At 33.6% G+C, this 19,731-nt stretch carries 28 protein-coding genes and 1 pseudogene; 21 read left to right on the top strand and 8 right to left on the bottom strand.

Going from position 1 to position 19,731, the window contains the following annotated elements; genetic code table 11:
- Positions 1-2: 2 nt before the first annotated feature.
- From rplE to SJY34_RS07595, 20 genes and pseudogenes are all read left to right on the top strand, one after another.
- Positions 3-554 carry a 50S ribosomal protein L5 gene (gene rplE, locus SJY34_RS07690; RefSeq protein WP_400080894.1) on the top strand — a complete coding sequence of 184 codons (552 nt, stop codon included), beginning with the start codon at positions 3-5 and terminating at the stop codon, positions 552-554.
- 2 nt (positions 555-556) lie between these two features.
- Complete coding sequence (gene rpsN, locus SJY34_RS07685) at positions 557-826, top strand: 30S ribosomal protein S14 (RefSeq protein ID WP_076620346.1); 270 nt, start codon at positions 557-559, stop codon at positions 824-826.
- A gap of 80 nt (positions 827-906) precedes the next feature.
- Entirely contained in the window at positions 907-1,305 is a 399-nt protein-coding gene (rpsH, locus tag SJY34_RS07680; RefSeq protein ID WP_400080890.1) for a 30S ribosomal protein S8, read from the top strand.
- Positions 1,306-1,317: 12 nt separating this feature from the next.
- A complete protein-coding gene (rplF, locus tag SJY34_RS07675; protein ID WP_400080887.1) occupies positions 1,318-1,860 on the top strand; it encodes a 50S ribosomal protein L6 in 543 nt (180 codons plus the stop codon).
- 10 nt (positions 1,861-1,870) lie between these two features.
- Positions 1,871-2,227, top strand: a complete 357-nt coding sequence (gene rplR, locus SJY34_RS07670; RefSeq protein WP_400080884.1) for a 50S ribosomal protein L18 — start codon at positions 1,871-1,873, stop codon at positions 2,225-2,227.
- 6 nt (positions 2,228-2,233) lie between these two features.
- Positions 2,234-2,758, top strand: coding sequence for a 30S ribosomal protein S5 (gene rpsE, locus SJY34_RS07665; protein WP_400080881.1), 525 nt, complete (start codon positions 2,234-2,236; stop codon positions 2,756-2,758).
- Positions 2,759-2,771: 13 nt separating this feature from the next.
- Positions 2,772-2,951 carry a 50S ribosomal protein L30 gene (gene rpmD, locus SJY34_RS07660; protein WP_400080878.1) on the top strand — a complete coding sequence of 60 codons (180 nt, stop codon included), beginning with the start codon at positions 2,772-2,774 and terminating at the stop codon, positions 2,949-2,951.
- 13 nt (positions 2,952-2,964) lie between these two features.
- On the top strand, positions 2,965-3,417 hold the full coding sequence (gene rplO / locus SJY34_RS07655; protein WP_400080876.1) for a 50S ribosomal protein L15: 453 nt from the start codon (positions 2,965-2,967) through the stop codon (positions 3,415-3,417).
- 9 nt (positions 3,418-3,426) lie between these two features.
- Positions 3,427-4,791 (top strand): preprotein translocase subunit SecY, encoded by a 1,365-nt coding sequence (gene secY, locus SJY34_RS07650; protein WP_400080874.1) that lies wholly within the window; start codon positions 3,427-3,429, stop codon positions 4,789-4,791.
- A gap of 79 nt (positions 4,792-4,870) precedes the next feature.
- A complete protein-coding gene (gene infA / locus SJY34_RS07645; RefSeq protein ID WP_007094967.1) occupies positions 4,871-5,086 on the top strand; it encodes a translation initiation factor IF-1 in 216 nt (71 codons plus the stop codon).
- 53 nt (positions 5,087-5,139) lie between these two features.
- Entirely contained in the window at positions 5,140-5,256 is a 117-nt protein-coding gene (ykgO, locus tag SJY34_RS07640) for a type B 50S ribosomal protein L36 (protein ID WP_008269159.1), read from the top strand.
- Between the two features lie 2 nt (positions 5,257-5,258).
- Positions 5,259-5,633 carry a 30S ribosomal protein S13 gene (gene rpsM, locus SJY34_RS07635; protein WP_400080870.1) on the top strand — a complete coding sequence of 125 codons (375 nt, stop codon included), beginning with the start codon at positions 5,259-5,261 and terminating at the stop codon, positions 5,631-5,633.
- Between the two features lie 99 nt (positions 5,634-5,732).
- Entirely contained in the window at positions 5,733-6,116 is a 384-nt protein-coding gene (gene rpsK / locus SJY34_RS07630) for a 30S ribosomal protein S11 (RefSeq protein WP_299125463.1), read from the top strand.
- Positions 6,117-6,288: 172 nt separating this feature from the next.
- Positions 6,289-6,894, top strand: coding sequence for a 30S ribosomal protein S4 (gene rpsD / locus SJY34_RS07625; protein WP_400080867.1), 606 nt, complete (start codon positions 6,289-6,291; stop codon positions 6,892-6,894).
- Positions 6,895-6,986: 92 nt separating this feature from the next.
- Positions 6,987-7,980 (top strand): annotated as a pseudogene (locus tag SJY34_RS07620) (DNA-directed RNA polymerase subunit alpha).
- Positions 7,981-8,095: 115 nt separating this feature from the next.
- A complete protein-coding gene (gene rplQ, locus SJY34_RS07615; protein ID WP_400080864.1) occupies positions 8,096-8,569 on the top strand; it encodes a 50S ribosomal protein L17 in 474 nt (157 codons plus the stop codon).
- Positions 8,570-8,660: 91 nt separating this feature from the next.
- Positions 8,661-9,764 (top strand): glutamine-hydrolyzing carbamoyl-phosphate synthase small subunit, encoded by a 1,104-nt coding sequence (gene carA / locus SJY34_RS07610; protein ID WP_400080862.1) that lies wholly within the window; start codon positions 8,661-8,663, stop codon positions 9,762-9,764.
- 185 nt (positions 9,765-9,949) lie between these two features.
- Entirely contained in the window at positions 9,950-11,242 is a 1,293-nt protein-coding gene (gene eno / locus SJY34_RS07605) for a phosphopyruvate hydratase (protein ID WP_400080860.1), read from the top strand.
- Between the two features lie 172 nt (positions 11,243-11,414).
- Positions 11,415-12,701 (top strand): citrate synthase, encoded by a 1,287-nt coding sequence (locus SJY34_RS07600; protein ID WP_400080857.1) that lies wholly within the window; start codon positions 11,415-11,417, stop codon positions 12,699-12,701.
- 66 nt (positions 12,702-12,767) lie between these two features.
- A complete protein-coding gene (locus tag SJY34_RS07595) occupies positions 12,768-13,679 on the top strand; it encodes a dimethylarginine dimethylaminohydrolase family protein (RefSeq protein ID WP_400080855.1) in 912 nt (303 codons plus the stop codon).
- Here the strand turns inward: SJY34_RS07595 and SJY34_RS07590 are convergent, their stop codons facing one another.
- From SJY34_RS07590 to rsfS, 7 genes are all read right to left on the bottom strand, one after another.
- On the bottom strand, positions 13,680-13,946 hold the full coding sequence (locus SJY34_RS07590) for an acyl-CoA-binding protein (RefSeq protein WP_400080852.1): 267 nt from the start codon (positions 13,944-13,946) through the stop codon (positions 13,680-13,682).
- Positions 13,943-14,596: a phosphatidylserine decarboxylase family protein gene (locus tag SJY34_RS07585; RefSeq protein ID WP_400080849.1), complete on the bottom strand. Its 654-nt coding sequence runs from the start codon at positions 14,594-14,596 to the stop codon at positions 13,943-13,945. The genes SJY34_RS07590 and SJY34_RS07585 overlap by 4 nt, the downstream gene beginning before the upstream one ends.
- Positions 14,597-14,606: 10 nt before the next feature.
- The gene (locus tag SJY34_RS07580; protein WP_400080847.1) at positions 14,607-15,422 is read right to left on the bottom strand and encodes a phosphatidate cytidylyltransferase; all 816 of its coding nucleotides are present in this window, start codon (positions 15,420-15,422) and stop codon (positions 14,607-14,609) included.
- Positions 15,422-16,030, bottom strand: a complete 609-nt coding sequence (locus SJY34_RS07575) for an LUD domain-containing protein (RefSeq protein ID WP_400080844.1) — start codon at positions 16,028-16,030, stop codon at positions 15,422-15,424. Before SJY34_RS07575 ends, SJY34_RS07580 begins: the two co-directional genes overlap by 1 nt.
- A 103-nt stretch (positions 16,031-16,133) precedes the next feature.
- A complete protein-coding gene (ftsH, locus tag SJY34_RS07570; protein WP_400080842.1) occupies positions 16,134-17,981 on the bottom strand; it encodes an ATP-dependent zinc metalloprotease FtsH in 1,848 nt (615 codons plus the stop codon).
- Complete coding sequence (locus SJY34_RS07565) at positions 17,959-18,090, bottom strand: hypothetical protein (RefSeq protein ID WP_400080839.1); 132 nt, start codon at positions 18,088-18,090, stop codon at positions 17,959-17,961. The genes ftsH and SJY34_RS07565 overlap by 23 nt, the downstream gene beginning before the upstream one ends.
- A gap of 18 nt (positions 18,091-18,108) precedes the next feature.
- Positions 18,109-18,480, bottom strand: coding sequence for a ribosome silencing factor (gene rsfS, locus SJY34_RS07560; protein ID WP_400080837.1), 372 nt, complete (start codon positions 18,478-18,480; stop codon positions 18,109-18,111).
- Between the two features lie 94 nt (positions 18,481-18,574).
- Here rsfS and SJY34_RS07555 point away from each other — a divergent pair, with 94 nt between their 5' ends.
- On the top strand, positions 18,575-19,306 hold the full coding sequence (locus SJY34_RS07555; protein WP_400080834.1) for a biotin--[acetyl-CoA-carboxylase] ligase: 732 nt from the start codon (positions 18,575-18,577) through the stop codon (positions 19,304-19,306).
- Here SJY34_RS07555 and SJY34_RS07550 read toward each other — a convergent pair.
- Positions 19,303-19,698: an SRPBCC family protein gene (locus SJY34_RS07550; protein WP_400080832.1), complete on the bottom strand. Its 396-nt coding sequence runs from the start codon at positions 19,696-19,698 to the stop codon at positions 19,303-19,305. The genes SJY34_RS07555 and SJY34_RS07550 overlap by 4 nt on opposite strands.
- Positions 19,699-19,731: the final 33 nt, after the last annotated feature.

The following is a 19,731-nucleotide window of genomic DNA, read 5'->3' as shown; positions in this document are numbered from 1 at the left end:
TTATGGCTTACGTTGCAAGATTAAAACAAGAGTACAAGGACAAAGTAATTCCTGCTCTTACAGAAGAATTTGGATATAAAAATGTAATGCAAGTGCCTAAACTCAAAAAGATAGTAATATCTAAAGGTGTTGGTGCAGCTGTTGCGGATAAGAAATTAATCGATCACGCAATAGAAGAGCTTACAAAAATATCTGGACAGAAAGCTATACACACAATGTCTAAGAAAGATGTTGCTTCATTTAAGTTACGTAAGGGTATGCCAATTGGTGCCAAAGTAACTTTAAGAGGTGAGCAAATGTATGAGTTCTTAGATCGTTTAGTGACTTCAGCTTTACCACGAGTTAGAGATTTTAACGGTATCAAAGCTACTGGTTTTGATGGTCGTGGAAATTATAACTTAGGTGTTACGGAACAAATCATTTTTCCAGAAATAGATATTGATAAAATCAATAAAATATCTGGTATGGATATCACATTTGTGACTTCTGCGGATACGGATAAAGAAGCAAAGTCATTATTAACAGAATTAGGATTACCATTTAAAAAGAATTAATTATGGCTAAAGAATCAATGAAAGCTCGTGAGGTGAAGCGTGCTAAAACGGTAGCTAAATATGCTGAAAAAAGAAAGGCTTTAAAAGAAGCTGGAGATTATGAAGCATTACAAAAGTTACCTAAAAATGCATCACCAATACGTATGCACAACCGTTGTAAACTTACAGGTCGACCTAAAGGTTATATGAGACAATTTGGAATTTCTCGTGTAATGTTTAGAGAGATGGCTAACAAAGGGTTAATTCCTGGCGTTAAGAAAGCAAGTTGGTAAACCTCGATTATCGAGTAAAATTATAAATTGGTTTCAGGTTTGATAATAAGGTCAAAAACCGTTACCGCAAATTAATAACTATGTATACAGATCCAATAGCGGATTATTTAACGCGAGTTAGAAATGCAGTTAAGGCAAATCACAAAGTGGTTGAGATTCCTGCGTCTAACTTAAAAAAAGAGATAACTAAAATCTTGTTCGATCAGGGCTTTATTTTAAGTTATAAGTTTGATGACTCTTCAGTTCAAGGTACGATTAAAATCGCTTTGAAATACAATAAAGACACAAAAGAGTCTGTCATCAAAAAAATTCAAAGAATCAGTAAACCAGGTTTACGTAAGTATGCTGGCTCTAACGAAATGCCAAGAATCTTAAATGGTTTAGGTGTTGCAATTGTTTCTACGTCTCACGGTGTGATGACAGGTAAACAAGCGCAAAGAGAAAACGTTGGTGGCGAAGTATTATGTTACGTATACTAAAAACAGGAAATTATGTCAAGAATAGGTAAAAACCCAATAACAGTTCCTGAAGGTGTAACACTTGAGATTAAAGATAACACTATTACTGCAAAAGGTAAATTAGGTGAATTAACTCAAGAGTATTCAGATATTACTATAAAGCAAGAAGACGGTACTATTACATTAGAGCGTGCTTCTGATAAGAAAGATTTAAGAGCAAAACATGGTCTTTATAGAGCGTTAATTGCTAATATGATAGAAGGTGTCTCTAAAGGCTGGACTAAAGAACTAGAATTAGTTGGTGTAGGTTACAGAGCATCTAATCAAGGACAAAAATTAGATTTGGCTGTAGGATTTTCTCATAATATTGTTTTGGATATTGCGCCAGAAGTAAAAGTTGAGACAATTTCAGAAAAAGGTAAAAATCCGATAGTTAAATTAACGTCTTTTGACAAACAATTGGTAGGACAAGTAGCTGCAAAAATACGTGGCTTCAGAAAGCCTGAGCCTTACAAAGGAAAAGGTATCAAGTTTGTCGGTGAAGAAATTAGAAGAAAAGCAGGTAAATCAGCTTAATAATTAAGTTATGGCATTGACAAAGAACGAAAGAAGAACAAGAATTAAAAGCAGAATCCGTAAGGTAGTATCTGGTACTGAAACAAGACCAAGATTAGCTGTTTTTAGAAGTAATAAAGAGATTTATGCTCAAGTCGTAGATGATGTATCTGGTAAAACCTTAGCTGCTGCATCTTCTAGAGATAAAGACATTGCAAAATCTAAAGGAAACAAGACAGAAACTGCCGCTTTGGTTGGTAAATCTGTTGCAGAAAAAGCTATGAAAGCTGGTGTTGAAACTATTTCTTTTGATAGAGGTGGTTACTTATATCATGGAAGAGTAAAATCATTAGCAGAGGGTGCTAGAGAAGCAGGACTTAAATTTTAAGACATTATGTATCAAAAATATAAAAACGCAGAGCTTGTTAAACCAGGCGGATTAGAATTAAAGGATCGCTTAGTAGGCGTGCAGCGTGTAACTAAAGTAACAAAAGGTGGTAGAGCGTTTGGTTTTTCTGCAATTGTTGTTGTAGGTGATGAAGAAGGAGTTGTAGGACATGGTTTAGGAAAATCTAAAGATGTTGCAACTGCTATTGCTAAAGCTGTAGAAGATGCTAAGAAGAACTTAGTAAGAATTCCGATCATCAAAGGGACCTTACCTCATGAACAAAAAGGTAAGTTTGGTGGTGCTAGAGTTAACATAATTCCGGCTGCACCTGGTACAGGAGTTATTGCTGGTGGTGCTGTTAGAACTGTTCTTGAAGCAGTAGGTGTACACGATGTATTATCTAAATCTCAAGGATCATCTAACCCACACAACGTAGTTAAAGCAACTTTTGATGCTTTATTACAGTTAAGAGATGCTAAGTCTGTAGCTAAAGAGCGTGGAATTTCACTCGAAAAAGTATTTAACGGATAATCGATAGGATAAGATGGCAAAGATTAAAGTAAAGAAAGTAAAAAGTGCAATCAATCGTACTAAAAATCAGAAGCTAATATTAGAAGCTTTAGGTTTAAAAAAGATTGGACAAGTTGTTGAGCACAATGACACGCCAAACATCCTTGGTATGGTTAAAAAAGTAGAACATTTAGTTTCTGTAGAAGAAGCTTAAAAATATAACTTAAATGGATTTAAGTAATTTAAAACCTGCAGAAGGTTCAGTAAAAAATCAAGGTAAACGTGTTGGTCGTGGTCAAGGATCAGGAAAAGGTGGTACTGCGACACGTGGACATAAAGGTGCGAAGTCACGTTCTGGTTATTCTAAGAAATTAGGATTTGAAGGTGGACAGATGCCATTACAAAGACGTGTTCCTAAGTTTGGATTTACAAATATTAACCGTGTAGAATATCAAGGAATTAATCTTGATACATTACAGCAGTTAGTAGATGAGAAAAAAATAAAAGGGAGTGTTGATTTTGAAACATTAATATCATTAGGAAAAGCTGGAAAAAATGATCTAGTAAAAATCTTAGGTAGAGGTGAATTAAAAGCGAAATTAACGGTAACTGCTCATAAATTTACTGCAACAGCAAAGGCCGCTATTGAAGCTGCTGGTGGTGAAGCTGTAACTTTATAAGATATAAGGATGAAGATAATAGAAACATTAAAAAACGTTTGGAAGATCACAGAACTTAAAGATAGAATTATTCTTACCTTAGGTTTGTTATTGGTTTATCGTTTTGGTGCGCAGGTAACTTTACCTGGTATTAATATTGATGCTTTAGGTGGTTTACAAGATGGTATGGATGGTGGTATTTTAGGTCTACTAAATGCTTTTACAGGTGGTGCATTTGCTAATGCTTCTGTATTTGCATTAGGTATTATGCCTTATATTTCTGCTTCCATTGTGGTTCAGCTAATGGGTATTGCGATTCCTTATTTGCAAAAACTGCAAAAAGAAGGGGCTAGTGGTCAAAAGAAGATTACACAAATAACGCGATGGTTAACAATTGGTATTTGTTTAGTACAAGCACCTGGTTATTTAGCGAGTGTTCCTGGATTATCAGGAGCAACTTCGATGAGCGCATTATTGATGCCTGGTTTTAGTGAGAATATTTTCTATTTTTCTTCAGTAATCATTTTAGTAACAGGTTGTGTATTCGCCATGTGGTTAGGTGAAAAGATTACAGATAAAGGTATTGGTAATGGTATTTCATTATTAATTATGGTCGGTATTATTGCGACAATGCCTCAGTCATTTGTTCAAAATGCTGCTTCAAGATTAGAAGGTGGTAATGGCGGATTTATGATGATATTAATAGAATTAGTTATCTGGTTCTTAATCATCTTAGCATCTGTATTCTTGGTGATGGCAGTTCGTAAAATTGCAGTTCAATATGCAAGACGTACAGCCTCTGGTGGATATGAGAAGAATGTATTTGGATCTCGTCAGTTTTTACCATTAAAGCTTAACGCATCTGGTGTAATGCCAATTATCTTTGCACAGGCAATTATGTTTGTACCAGGGCTAATAGGTAGCTCATCTTGGTTAAAAGATACGACTGCCGGAATTTGGATGCAAGCCGAATTTGGAAATAATATGTTCGGATTTTGGTACAATTTAGTATTCGCTCTGTTGATTATCGTCTTTACATATTTCTATACGGCAATTACAGTACCAACAAATAAGATGGCAGATGATTTAAAGCGAAGTGGTGGATTTATTCCGGGTATACGTCCAGGATCTGAGACTTCTGAATATTTAGATAAAATAATGTCACAAATTACCTTACCAGGATCAATTTTCTTGGCCTTAGTTGCTATTTTCCCAGCATTTATTGTTCAATTAATGAAGGTTCAGGCAGGTTGGGCATTATTCTTTGGTGGTACATCGTTATTAATTATGGTTGGTGTAGCAATTGATACAATGCAGCAGATTAATTCTTATTTATTGAATAAGCATTATGATGGCTTGATGAAAACGGGTAAGAACAGAAAATCTGTATCCTGATACAAAACATGATTAGATGTTAGTCTCAAAATTAAGGCAAGGTATTTGCTAATTGAAGATTGAACATTAAAAATTATTTATGGCAAAACAAGCAGCAATAGAACAAGACGGAACAATTATAGAAGCATTATCAAATGCTATGTTTCGTGTAGAATTAGAAAATGGTCACATTGTGACAGCACATATCTCTGGTAAAATGCGTATGCATTACATTAAATTATTACCAGGTGATAAAGTAAAATTAGAAATGAGTCCTTACGATTTAACTAAGGCTCGTATAACTTATAGATACTAATACGATGAAACCGTAGGGTTCCATCTTACTATAGTAGTAATAAACAAAACAAGATGAAAGTTAGAGCATCAGTAAAGAAAAGAAGCGCAGACTGTAAATTAGTGCGCAGAAAAGGTAGACTTTACGTCATTAACAAAAAGAATCCTAGATTCAAACAAAGACAAGGGTAATTATGGCAAGAATTGCAGGTGTAGACATACCAAAACAAAAAAGAGGAGTAATCTCTTTAACTTATATCTACGGAGTAGGTAGAAGTAGAGCAAAAGAAATTTTAGCCACTGCTAAAGTTGACGAAAGCACTAAAGTAGATGATTGGACTGACGACGAAATCGGAGCGATTCGTGAGGCTGTTGGTACATTCAAAATTGAAGGTGAGTTACGTTCTGAAACACAAATGAACATTAAGCGATTAATGGATATTGGATGTTACAGAGGTATTCGTCATAGAGCAGGTCTTCCATTAAGAGGACAACGTACTAAAAACAACTCTCGTACAAGAAAAGGTAGAAGAAAAACGGTTGCTAACAAGAAAAAAGTAACTAAATAATAAATAGTCTTTAGTCTTTAGACGTTGGAAAGAATCTGTTTGAAATTTAACGGTTTAGGATTCTAGCGACTATTACTAATACTAAAAACTAAAAATAATATGGCAAAGTCAAGTACTAAAAAACGTAAAGTAATTGTTGATGCAATTGGAGAAGCTCATATCACAGCATCTTTTAATAACATCATCATTTCTTTAACAAATAAAAAAGGTGACGTTATTTCTTGGTCATCAGCAGGTAAAATGGGTTTTAGAGGTTCTAAGAAGAATACACCTTACGCTGCACAATTAGCTGCAGAAGATGCTGCAGGTGTAGCAAAGGAAGCTGGATTAAAGAAAGTCAAAGCATATGTAAAAGGTCCTGGTAATGGTAGAGAATCTGCTATAAGATCTATACATAATGCAGGTATTGAGGTATCAGAAATTATTGATGTTACTCCATTACCACATAATGGTTGTCGCCCACCAAAAAGACGTCGTGTATAATTTTATGCATGAATAGATTAATATCAATTGTTTAGACAGTTGATATTAGTTTTTTTATACGTAAATTTGCAAACTGAAAAAATTAAATAACAAGTATCATAAAGAGATCAACGATTTTTGAAGGATAAGATTAAGACCTTAATTCATTAATCACTCTTAAAAACAATTAAAAATGGCAAGATATACTGGTCCTAAAACTAAAATAGCTCGAAAATTTGGTCAAGCTATCTTCGGAGACGATAAAGCCTTCGAAAAAAGAAATTACCCTCCTGGTCAGCACGGAAATAACCGTCGTCGAGGAAAAAAATCTGAATACGCTATCCAGTTAATGGAGAAGCAAAAAGCGAAATATACTTACGGTATATTAGAAAAGCAATTCAGAAATATGTTTAAAAGAGCAACTGCTGCTCAAGGTATTACTGGTGAGGTATTACTTCAATTGTGTGAATCACGTTTAGATAACGTAGTGTTCAGAATGGGGATTTCTCCAACTAGAAGTGGTGCTAGACAATTAGTTTCTCATAGACACATCACAGTAAACGGTCAAAAGGTAAACATACCTTCATACCAATTAAAAGCTGGTGATGTTGTTGGTGTTAGAGAAAAATCTAAATCATTAGAAGCTATTCAAAATTCATTAGCTAATACTAGCAATGTTTACGAATGGATTACTTGGAATACTTCTACTATGGAAGGAACTTATGTTTCTGTTCCTGCTAGAATTCAGATTCCAGAACAAATCAACGAACAATTTATCGTTGAACTTTACTCTAAATAATAATTAATCATATTGGAATTTAGCCAAAGGGTTTATTGGACGTCTTCAAACTTATAAACCGCGCAACTAAATAACAATTAAAACGAAGAAAAATGGCAATATTAAATTTTCAGAAACCAGATAAAGTAATCATGATTGATTCGACTGATTTCGAAGGCAAATTCGAATTCAGACCTTTAGAACCAGGATACGGATTAACAGTAGGTAATGCTTTACGTAGAGTATTATTATCTTCTTTAGAAGGTTTCGCAATCACTTCAGTTAGAATAGAAGGTGTAGATCATGAATTTTCTACAATTTCTGGTGTTGTTGAAGATGTTACTGAAATGATTTTGAACTTAAAGCAAGTTAATTTTAAGCGTCAGATTGACGAAGTAGATAACGAAACTGTAACTATTTCAATTTCAGGACAAAATCAAATAACTGCTGGTGATTTTCAGAAGTTCATTTCTGGTTTCCAAGTATTAAATACAGATTTAGTAATCTGTAATTTAGATCCAAAAGTAAACATCAACATGGAATTGACTATCGAAAAAGGTAGAGGTTATGTTCCTGCTGAAGAAAATAAAAAAGCATCTGCACCAATCGGAACGATTTTCACAGATTCTATATACACTCCAATAAAGAATGTAAAATATAGTATTGAAAACTTTCGTGTAGAGCAAAAAACGGATTACGAAAAATTAGTTTTCGAAATTCAAACTGATGGATCTATAAATCCTAAGGATGCTCTAACTGAAGCTGCTAAAATATTAATTCACCACTTCATGTTATTCTTCTGATGAGCGTATCACTCTTGAAGCTGATGAAATTGCACAAACTGAAACTTATGATGAAGAATCACTTCACATGAGACAATTATTGAAAACTAAATTAGTTGATATGGATCTTTCTGTACGTGCGCTTAATTGTTTAAAAGCTGCAGAAGTTGATACTTTAGGTGATTTAGTGTCATTCAATAAAAATGATTTAATGAAATTCAGAAACTTCGGTAAGAAGTCTTTAACTGAGCTAGAAGAACTAGTAAATGTTAAAGGGTTAAACTTCGGAATGGATTTAAGTAAATATAAATTAGATAAAGACTAATTAGTTTGTCATTCCTGCGAAGGCAGGAATCTTATTCAAGCTAGCACAATTATTAATAATCATATTTTGCTCCTCGGAAAAAAGAGTTTGGTAGCAAGATGATAAAACAAATGTCATGAGACACGGAAAAAAATTCAACCACTTAGGAAGACAAACAGCGCATAGAAAAGCGATGTTGGCTAATATGGCTTGTTCTTTAATAGAGCATAAGCGTATTAATACTACAGTTGCAAAAGCAAAAGCTTTAAAGCAGTTTGTTGAGCCGATGATTACTAAGTCTAAAACAGATACAACTCACAACAGACGTATCGTTATGGCTAAACTTAGACAAAAAGATGCAGTAGCAGAATTGTTTAGAGATGTAGCACCGAAGATTGGTGATCGTCCAGGTGGATATACTCGTATCATCAAATTAGGAAATAGATTAGGTGATAATGCTGATATGGCAATGATAGAGTTAGTTGATTACAATGAGCTTTATAACGCTGGTAAGCCAGAGAAGAAAACGACACGTAGAAGTAGAAGAGGTGGTAAAAAAGCCACTACAACTCCACCAGTGGATACTAACGCTTCTAACGAAGAAGAATAAATGTTAATAAGCATTAATAAATATCAAGGATAAACTGTTTCAGTTTATCCTTTTTTTTTGGAATTTTGTAAAACCTTTTTAATTACGACAGATGAAATACAAACAAAGAAAAAAAGCACTTATTTTATTGGCTGATGGTACAATTTTTCATGGTAAATCCATAGGGAAAGAAGGCTCAGCATTTGGTGAAGTATGTTTTAATACCGGTACAACTGGTTATCAAGAAATTTTTACTGACCCTTCGTATTATGGTCAGTTAATGGTAACGACAAATGCACACATCGGAAACTACGGAACTAAAGAGGACGAAGATGAATCCAATAACGTAAAGATAGCCGGTTTAATTTGTAAAAATTTCAGTTTTGAATATTCAAGACCAGGAGCAGATTCTTCATTAGAAGAATATTTTGAAAAACATAATACACTTGCCATTGCGGATGTGGATACAAGAGCTTTAGTTAGCTATATAAGAGACAATGGCGCAATGAATGCTGTAATTTCAACTGAAGTCGATAATATTGAAAACTTAAAGAAGCAACTAGCAGAAGTGCCTTCCATGAAAGGTTTAGAATTAGTATCTCAAGTATCTACGAAAGAGCCATATTATTTTGGTGACGAAAATGCTACACACAAAATAGCAGCTTTAGATATTGGCATTAAAAAGAACATTTTACGAAACCTTGCAAAGCGAGATGCTTATATTAAAGTATTTCCTTATAATTCTAAATTCGAAGATTTAGAAGCCTTCAATCCAGATGGTTATTTTCTTTCGAATGGTCCTGGTGATCCAGAACCATTAGTTGAAGCACAAGCAGTCGCCAAAGAAATTATCGCAAAGAATAAGCCTTTATTTGGTATTTGTTTAGGACATCAGGTTATTGCTTTAGCGAATGGTATTTCAACTTACAAAATGCACAACGGACACAGAGGTATAAATCATCCTGTAAAGAATTTAATAACAGGTAAAGGTGAAATAACATCACAGAATCATGGTTTTGCCATTAGTAGAGAAGAAACTGAAGCTAATGCTAATGTAGAAATTACCCATGTGCATCTCAATGATGATACGGTTGCCGGAATTAAAATTAAAGATAAAAACTGTTTCTCGGTTCAGTATCACCCGGAGGCAAGTCCAGGCCCAAATGATTCGATCTATTTGTTTGATCAATTTATAGAGAATATTAAAAATAACTAATATCAAAAACGCAATAAAACAAACCTTTTATTGCGTTTTTTTAGTTACAAAAACGATATCGTAAATATTAATCAGAAATATGATTTTTGTTCTGTTTTAAGCTATAGATTTTCGTAATTTTGACTAACCTGGAAGGCTTCAAAGCCTTGTCAGTTTTAATTTAAAGTTAACTAAAACCAAAAATAATGAGCATTATAATTAATGTACACGCAAGACAAATTTTAGACTCAAGAGGAAATCCAACTGTAGAAGTCGATGTAGTAACTGAAAGTGGAATAATGGGAAGAGCTGCTGTGCCTTCTGGTGCCTCTACTGGAGAGCATGAAGCTGTAGAGTTAAGAGATGGTGGTGATACATACATGGGAAAAGGAGTATTGAAAGCGGTAGAAAATGTAAACTCTAAAATTGCTCAAGAGTTATTAGGTGTTTCGGTTTTTGAGCAAAACGCCATAGACCAAATGATGATAGAATTAGATGGTACAAAAAATAAATCTAAATTAGGTGCTAATGCTATTTTAGGTGTGTCCTTGGCAGTTGCTAAAGCAGCGGCTAATGAATTAGGTATGCCATTATATAGATATGTTGGAGGTGTTTCTGCAAACACGTTACCATTACCAATGATGAATATCATTAATGGTGGTTCTCATAGTGATGCACCTATCGCATTCCAAGAATTTATGGTAATGCCGGTAAAAGCGAAAAACTTTACCCATGCTATGCAAATGGGAACTGAGATTTTCCATAACCTTAAAAAAGTATTGCACGACAGAAATTTAAGTACTGCTGTTGGTGACGAAGGTGGTTTTGCACCAAATTTACCTGGTGGGACGGAAGATGCTTTAGATACCATTAAAAAGGCGGTTGAGAAAGCAGGTTATAAATTCGGAGAGGATGTAAAGATTGCTTTAGACTGTGCGGCTGCAGAATTCTATAAAGATGGAAAGTATGATTATACACTTTTTGAAGGTGATAAAGGTGTGGTAAGAACCAGTAAAGAACAAGCTAAATATCTTGCTGAACTAGCTTCTAAATATCCTATCATTTCTATTGAAGATGGAATGGATGAAAACGACTGGGATGGTTGGAAAGACCTTACGGAACAAATAGGAGATACAGTACAACTAGTTGGTGACGATTTATATGTTACTAACGTAGAGCGTTTATCTAGAGGTATAGAGAATGGTATTGCCAATTCAATTTTAATTAAAGTAAACCAAATAGGGACATTAACCGAAACTATTGCAGCCGTGAATATGGCTCACAACGCTGGTTATACATCTGTAATGTCTCACAGATCTGGTGAAACAGAAGATAATACTATTGCAGATTTAGCTGTGGCTTTAAACTGTGGACAAATTAAAACAGGTTCTGCTTCTCGTAGTGATCGTATGGCTAAGTACAATCAATTATTACGTATAGAGGAAGAATTAGGAGACGTAGCTTATTTTCCACAGGAGAATGCTTTTAAGGTTAAATAAGGCTCAGAATACTTGATATTCAATTTAAGCGATTACTTTCGAGTAATCGCTTTTTTTATGTTGAGAATAACAATTTCCCTAAATGTTAAAACGGTTGTAAATAGGCTTCCGAAATCGTTTGATATTTTGTAAATTTACAATCCTTAAAAAGTCAAAAAAACAATATATAAATATGTCTGATAAAGCTACCTTAGAAATTAATGGTGAAAAGTATGAATTTCCTGTTGTTGTAGGAACTGAAAATGAAGTTGCAATCGATGTAAAGAGCCTAAGAGGTGCAACAGGTGGTGTTATAACTCTAGATCCTGGATACAAAAATACAGGAAGTTGTGAAAGTGCCATAACATTTCTTGATGGTGAAAAGGGCATACTACGATATAGAGGTTATTCTATAGAAGAGCTCGCTGAAAAGGCCGACTTTTTAGAAGTAGCTTATTTATTAATATTTGGAGAGTTACCAACGCAAGAGCAACATGATAAGTTTCATGAGGATATAAAATCGCATTCAGTTGTAGATGACGATATAAAAAAGATTTTAGATGCTTTTCCGAAATCGGCCCATCCTATGGGAGTGTTATCGTCTCTCACTAGCGCGCTTACAGCATTTTATCCGACTTCTGTAGATGTTAATTCGGAAGAAGCGATGTACAACTCAATAGTTAGGATATTAGGTAAATTTCCAGTCCTAGTAGCTTGGACTATGCGAAAAAAGCATGGTTTACCATTAGATTATGGTGATAATAAATTAGGCTATGTTGAGAATGTTTTAAAGATGATGTTTAAAAGCCCTAATAGTGACTACGAGCAAAATCCGATACTAATAGACGCTTTAGATAAATTGTTAATTCTTCATGCAGACCATGAGCAAAATTGCTCTACATCAACAGTAAGAATTACTGGTTCATCACATGCAGGTTTATTTGTGTCACTTGCTTCTGGTATTTCTGCACTTTGGGGACCGTTGCACGGTGGTGCTAACCAAGCAGTCCTAGAAATGCTCGAAGCTATAAAAGAAGATGGTGGTGATACTAAAAAATATATGGCGAAAGCCAAGGACAAAAGTGATCCATTCCGTTTAATGGGCTTTGGACATAGAGTTTACAAGAATTTTGACCCTAGAGCAAAGATTATTAAAGTTGCTGCTGATGAAGTTCTAGGAGATTTGGGTGTAGAAGATCCAATTTTAGATATAGCTAAAGGATTAGAAAAAGAAGCTTTGGAGGATCAGTATTTTGTAGACAGAAAACTATATCCAAACGTGGACTTCTATTCTGGTATAATTTACAGAGCAATGGGTATTCCTGTAGAAATGTTTACAGTGATGTTTGCTTTAGGTCGCTTGCCAGGTTGGATAGCACAATGGCGCGAAATGCGTTTACGTAAAGAGCCAATTGGTAGACCAAGACAGTTATATACTGGTGAAACTTATAGAGCATTTAAGACTATCGATAAAAGATAAAATTTACAGATAAGAATAAAAAAGCTTCATAAATATTATGAAGCTTTTTTTGTATTTTCGAAATCAATGAAATTAAACATTCAAAACGAAACATCTCGGCTAAGAGCAGTTATTTTAGGAACCGCTGAAAGCAATGGTCCAACACCAAAGTTAGAGGATTGCTATGACCCTAAAAGCCGTGAGCATGTTTTAGCCGGGACTTATCCTTTGGAAGAGGACATGATTGTTGAAATGGAAGCTGTTGCCAGAGTTTTGGAAAAATATGATGTTAAGGTATACAGACCTGAAGTTATTGAAAACTATAATCAGATTTTTGCGAGAGACATATCCTTTGTCATTGAAGATAAAATTATTATTGCTAATATTTTGCCAGATCGAAAACGGGAAGTTGAAGCCACAGAGTATGTTTGGGAAAACGTAGATAAAAAAAACAGAATCATTCTTCCAGACGAATGTCATGTAGAAGGTGGAGATGTAATGCCATGGAATGATTATATTTTTATTGGTACTTATTCTGGTGAAGATTATCCAGATTATATAACGGCAAGGACTAACATGGATGCTGTGATAGCGATTCAGGAATTATTTCCACATAAAACGGTAAAGTCCTTTGAATTACGTAAGTCCAATACCAATGCTAAAGAGAACGCCTTGCATTTAGATTGTTGTTTTCAACCTATTGGAAGAGATAAAGCCATAATTCATAAAAACGGATTTTTAATTGAAAAGGAATATGAATGGTTGGTGGATTTCTTCGGGAAAGACAATATATTCGAAATCACAAAAGAGGAAATGTATAATATGAATAGTAATGTATTCTCTATCTCTGAAGAAGTTATTATTTCGGAACAAAACTTTACGCGACTTAATGCCTGGTTAAGAGAAAATGGCTTCACTGTTGAAGAAGTACCTTATGCTGAGATTGCAAAACAGGAAGGATTATTGCGATGTTCTACGATGCCTTTGATCAGAGACTAATTACTTTCGATACAAAAAGTAATTATTTACAAGATTTATGTATTCTTGTTTGGCTTCATCTTCAGTAATATCTTGGACTTGAAAAAGTGCATTGGTTTTAAATGCATTTATAATTTGTTTTTTACTACTCGGTCTGCCATAATCATTTGTTGCTTTTTTATAGTAAGCATAAAGACGTAATAAAAAATCAGCAGGAAATGGTTCTGTATAATCGTTTACACGATCTACAGCTTCCTTAAACTCTATATCTAATTCTTTAGATGTCATTTCATTTCTGCTATGATACTTTCCCCACCACGAACTTTTTGATTCAGTGTTACTTTTATATCTGCATCTAAAGGTAAAAACAAATCGACCCTAGACCCAAATTTTATAAATCCTGAATCCGCACCTTGAGTAGCTAAAGTATTTGGTTTAGCATAATTAACAATGCGCTTTGCAAGTGCTCCTGCAATTTGACGATACAACACTTTACCAAAATGGTCGTTTTCTACAACAACTGTAGTACGTTCATTTTCTTCACTGGCTTTTGGATGCCAAGCTACTAAATACTTGCCAGGATGGTATTTACTATAATTTATATTTCCACTAATCGGATAACGTGTTACATGTACATTTAAAGGCGACATAAATACAGAAATCTGAATACGTTTGTCTTTAAAAACTTCATTTTCTATGACTTCTTCAATAACCACAACCTTTCCGTCTACTGGTGATAGAGCTTGTTTTTCGTTAGGATGTGTGTTTCGTTTAGGATTTCTAAAAAACTGTAGAATTAATAAAAAGAATATTAAAACCGTAATCAGTAAACCTTTTCTTAACCATTCGTTCGCGACAAATTCATCAATTAAAAAGAATGAACCAACAACAATTACTAATGTTATAAATATGATTTTATGACCTTCTTTATGAAACATGGAGTTATGATTAAAAGTGTATAATTCTTAAAAACAAGTATATAAATGGTGAAGCAAAGATAATACTATCTAGTCTATCTAATAATCCTCCGTGTCCTGGCATAATTACTCCACTATCCTTAACACCAGCTTGGCGTTTAAATTTTGATTCAATTAAATCACCAAAAGTGCCTAGTACACTTACTATGATAGCAAGAATTAACCAAGATGTAAATTCAAGTGTTTCTGTATATTTTGCAATAAAAAAGCTAGAAATACATGCAAAAAACAAACCTCCTAAGAAGCCTTCAACAGTTTTTTTTGGTGATACACTTGGAAAGAGCTTTTGTCTACCAAAATTTTTGCCAACTAAATACGCAGCACTATCGTTAATCCAAATAAGTATAAATACTCCTAAAAGTAATAGCGGAGTAAATTTGTTTTGAAAGTTAGAAATGAGCAACATAAACAAAAATCCAGTAGATAAATAGAAAGTAGTAGCTATATAACGCTTAGATGCAAAAAGTGGAATTTTTTTTGCTGTAAATAAATCTTTTATTAAAATAATATTTACAAATATGGTAATTACCAAGATAATTTGAATAACCTTATCTATATCAGTTAAATTAATATGTTGTAAACATATGTAACCAAATGCTCCATAGAGTAAAGCAAAAATGATATACGGAACAAAGGATTTAAGCTTTATGAGGCTGCAAAATTCTATTAGGCTTATGATACCAAACAACGCAAGTATTGCAATTGTGGCTTCTTGTATAAAAAGAGAACCTATTAGCAATAAAACATAAATAACGCCAGAAATGGCTCTTATGGTTAACTCTTTCACTATAGATCTTCTAATAAAAGTAAGTATAGGTTTTTAGAACTACTACCATAGGTTAGGAAGTCCTTATCATCATCCGTTTTAAAATGCTTAATCGTAGTAATATTTGTAGGTATTTTAGCCTTACTTTTTTCTTTAATTCCTTTAAGTCCTTCTCCAATATTTTCCACAAACTGACTCGTTGTAGCATAGATTATAAAATGATCTGGTAATTCTATTAACTTTTTTTCAGCAATTTGATTTGATGAGATCAATAACGAGCCATCATCAGATATTAAATACTCACAAGTAGATAAAAAATAGGAGCTTTCTGAGACTTTTTTTGTGCTATTAAGGTTAAAATCGGTAAATAATTCTGATAGACGTTGATCAATTAGAAAAACTTTATCATCATGCCACTTATTTTCAGAGAGAATAGAATTAAAACTGTCCTTAACCTCTTCCATATTTTCGCAATACAAAAATTTTCCACCATTAGCTTTAAAATTTATTGTAAAACGCTCATCAGCAGGTAACTTCACTTCGGGCATGTATTTGCCTCGCTCTTGATTTGGTATGTGTTCCTCAGGCTGGTCAGATTTTTTCCCGAAGAATTTACGAAATAAGCTCATTCAATAGTTGCTGTTAATCTTAACTTAGGCGATTTTCTCAAATATAAAAAAACTTAAATTAACATAAGGTCAATTTAAGTTTTTTATAGGTTTTTCAAAAGGTTTACTCTTCTTCTTCAGTTATAATTTCTGATATAGATTCTGGCTTATCGTAAGGGCGTTTTCCGAAAATCTTTTCAAGATTATCTTTAAAAATCACTTCTTTGTCTAATAATACTTCCGCCAATTCAGTAAGCTTATCTTTATTATTCTCTAAGAGATCGATTGCACGCTGATATTGCTTTTCAATAATATTAGATATTTCTTTATCAATAAGTTCTGCTGTTTGTTCACTATAAGGTTTTGTGAAGCCGTATTCAGACTGTCCAGAAGAATCATAATAAGTTAAGTTTCCAACTTTATCACTAAGACCATAAATGGTGACCATAGCTCTAGCTTGTTTTGTCACTTTTTCCAAATCACTTAACGCACCCGTAGATATCTTATCGAAAATTACTTTTTCAGCAGCTCTACCACCTAATGCAGCACACATTTCGTCTAACATTTGTTCTGGTCTTACAATTAAGCGTTCTTCTGGTAAATACCATGCGGCACCTAAAGACCTTCCTCTTGGTACAATAGTTACTTTTACCAATGGTGCGGCATGTTCGAGCATCCAACTCACAGTTGCATGACCAGCCTCATGGAAAGCAACAGCGCGCTTCTCCTCGGGAGTAATAATTTTATTTTTCTTTTCTAATCCGCCAATAATTCTATCAACCGCATCTAAAAAGTCTTGTTTATTTACTGCCTTTTTACCTTTTCTAGCTGCAATTAAAGCAGCTTCATTACAAACGTTTGCTATATCTGCACCAGAGAAACCAGGTGTTTGTTTCGCTAAGAAATCAATGTCTAAGGTTTCTTCTTTTTTTAGTGGGCGTAAGTGTACTTCAAAAATTTCCTTACGTTCTCTTACATCTGGTAAATCTACATAAATTTGTCTATCAAAACGACCAGCTCTCATTAGGGCACTATCTAGGACATCTGCTCTGTTTGTTGCTGCTAAAACAATAACATTGGTATTAGTACCAAAACCATCCATTTCTGTTAACAATTGGTTTAAGGTATTTTCGCGCTCATCATTAGAACCTGAGAAATTATTCTTACCTCTAGCTCTACCGATTGCATCTATCTCATCAATAAAAATAATTGAAGGAGATTTTTCTTTAGCTTGTTTAAATAAATCTCTTACACGAGAAGCACCAACACCTACAAACATCTCAACAAAATCGGAACCAGATAGAGAGAAGAAAGGTACTTTAGCTTCACCTGCAACGGCTTTTGCTAATAAGGTTTTACCTGTTCCTGGAGGTCCTACTAATAAAGCTCCTTTAGGAATTTTACCACCTAATGCTGTATATTTTTCTGGAAACTTTAAGAAATCTACAATTTCTTGAACTTCTTCTTTTGCACCTTCTAAACCTGCAACGTCTTTAAAGGATGTCTTAGTGTCTGATTTCTCATCAAAAAGTTTAGCTTTAGATTTACCGATGTTAAATATTTGTCCACCAGCACCTCCGCCACCACCAGATGACATACGACGCATTATAAATATCCATACACCAATAATCAATACAAAAGGAAGTAAAGTTATTAGAAAGTCTCCCCAAACATTTTGTTCTGTATCAAAACCGACTTGAGTATCAAGGTTATTCTCTAATTTAATTTTTGCGATTTCCTCTTGAAATAGTTTTAAATCACCAAACTCAAATGTATAGTTTGGCACAGGTGAAACCGATGGAAGAATAGATTTTGGTTTTGATTTTTTATGAATTTCTTGTTCTTGAGCTTCTTTTGTTAAGTAAACTTTTGCAATCCGGTTGTTAATTATCTCTACTTCTTTAACATCACCATTTTCCAAAAAGTTAAAAAATTCAGTAGGTGTTGTTTTACTCCCAGAAGGAATCTCCAAAGCCTCCAGAAAATAACTGTATTGATAAGAATACAGCAATAATAACTCCGTAGATCCAATACGGATTTACTTTAGGTTTTTTATTTAAATTTTTATTGTCTTTTGCCATTAGTAGCTTTTCTCTTTTTTAGTAACTTGTTTCTATTACGGTTGTTTTAGCGTCTCCCCAAAGACTTTCAATATCGTAGTATTCTCTTATATGTTTTTGAAAAACGTGCACTACAACATTGACATAATCTAGTAAAATCCATTCAGCATTTTCTGTGCCTTCAATATGCCAAGGTTTATCTTTAAGGGTTTTACTAACTTGTTTTTGTATGGAATTGACGATTGCGTTAACCTGAGTATTTGAAGTTCCCTCACAAACTATAAAATAATCACAAACTGTATTTTCTATATCTCTTAAATCTAAAATTGTAATCTCTTTTCCCTTAACTTCCTCTATACCTCCTATAATAGTCGTTATGAGTTGGTCTGCATTGGTTTTTTCTTTCGTCATTAAATTGAATTAATTTTATGCAAAGTTATTATTTTTTTAGTTCTTGTAAGTCCTAATTGTCATAAGAAAACTATAAAATAAAAATCCCTTTTCAATGTACATAATCAAACTTGATGCCATTGACTCTACAAATACCTATTTAAAGGAGGTGTGTGCCACTAAATTACCTAAGGATTTCACAGTAGTTATTGCAGAATCACAGACTAAAGGACGTGGGCAAATGGGAACAAATTGGCAAGCAGAACATGGTAAAAACTTGACCGTCAGTGTGTTTAAAGAACTTTCAGGTTTTGAGTTAAATAACCAATTTTATATAAGCATGGTAGTTTCTTTAGCTATCAGTAAAGCACTAAAAGCCTTTAAAATTCCTAAGCTAAGCATTAAATGGCCTAACGACATTTTGTCAGAAAAACTAAAGATTTGTGGAATTCTAATAGAGAATATCGTCAAAAGTAGCACATTACAAGGATCTGTAGTTGGTTTTGGACTTAATGTAAATCAAAAGTATTTTGAAGATTTACCACAAGCATCATCCATGAGTTCACTTACAGGTATTATATATAACAAAGATGAAGTTCTTTCTGAAATTTTAAAACAGCTCGGAACTTACTTTGAATTGTTAGAAGCTGAAAAGTTTTCAGAAATTAAGTTAGAATATGAGCATCTTCTATTTAGAAAAGATAGACCTTCCACATTTCAAACTAACGACTTCATTACTTTTTCTGGTATTATACAAGGAGTTACCAAAAAAGGAAAATTAAAAGTTTGGACAGAAGATGAGATTATAAAAACCTTCGATCTTAAGGAAGTCACTTTGCTATATTAAACAGCAGTTTTCATATTATTAGCTAGAGTCTCGATAAATTTACCAATTGGACCTTTTATCATCATTGCCATCATAGCATTAAATTCGCCATCAAAAGTTAATTTCACTTCACTTTTGTTAGTTTCTACTTCAGTAATATTTGCTGTTAAAGAAAAATCTAATTTTCCACCAGCTGCTCCTAATACAATTTTAGTATTTGGTAGGGCTTCTTTCTTTTTTAAAACAATTTCTGGCATCCCTTTAAGGGCAAAAAGAAATTTGTCATTTTCTAAAACTTCAAACTTGCTAATGTTTTCGGGCATTAAGCTTTCAAAATTTTTTACATCAGATAAAAAGTTAAATGTTTCTTCTGATGATTTATCTAGAGTAACTTTCGGTGATTCTAAATTCATGTTTTTGTTGTTAAGTTGTTCTTACTGAAACAA

Origin of the sequence: Winogradskyella sp. R77965, from assembly GCF_044594915.1 — a bacterium.
Lineage (GTDB): Bacteria > Bacteroidota > Bacteroidia > Flavobacteriales > Flavobacteriaceae > Winogradskyella.
This window is presented reverse-complemented; position numbering and strand designations above follow the sequence as displayed.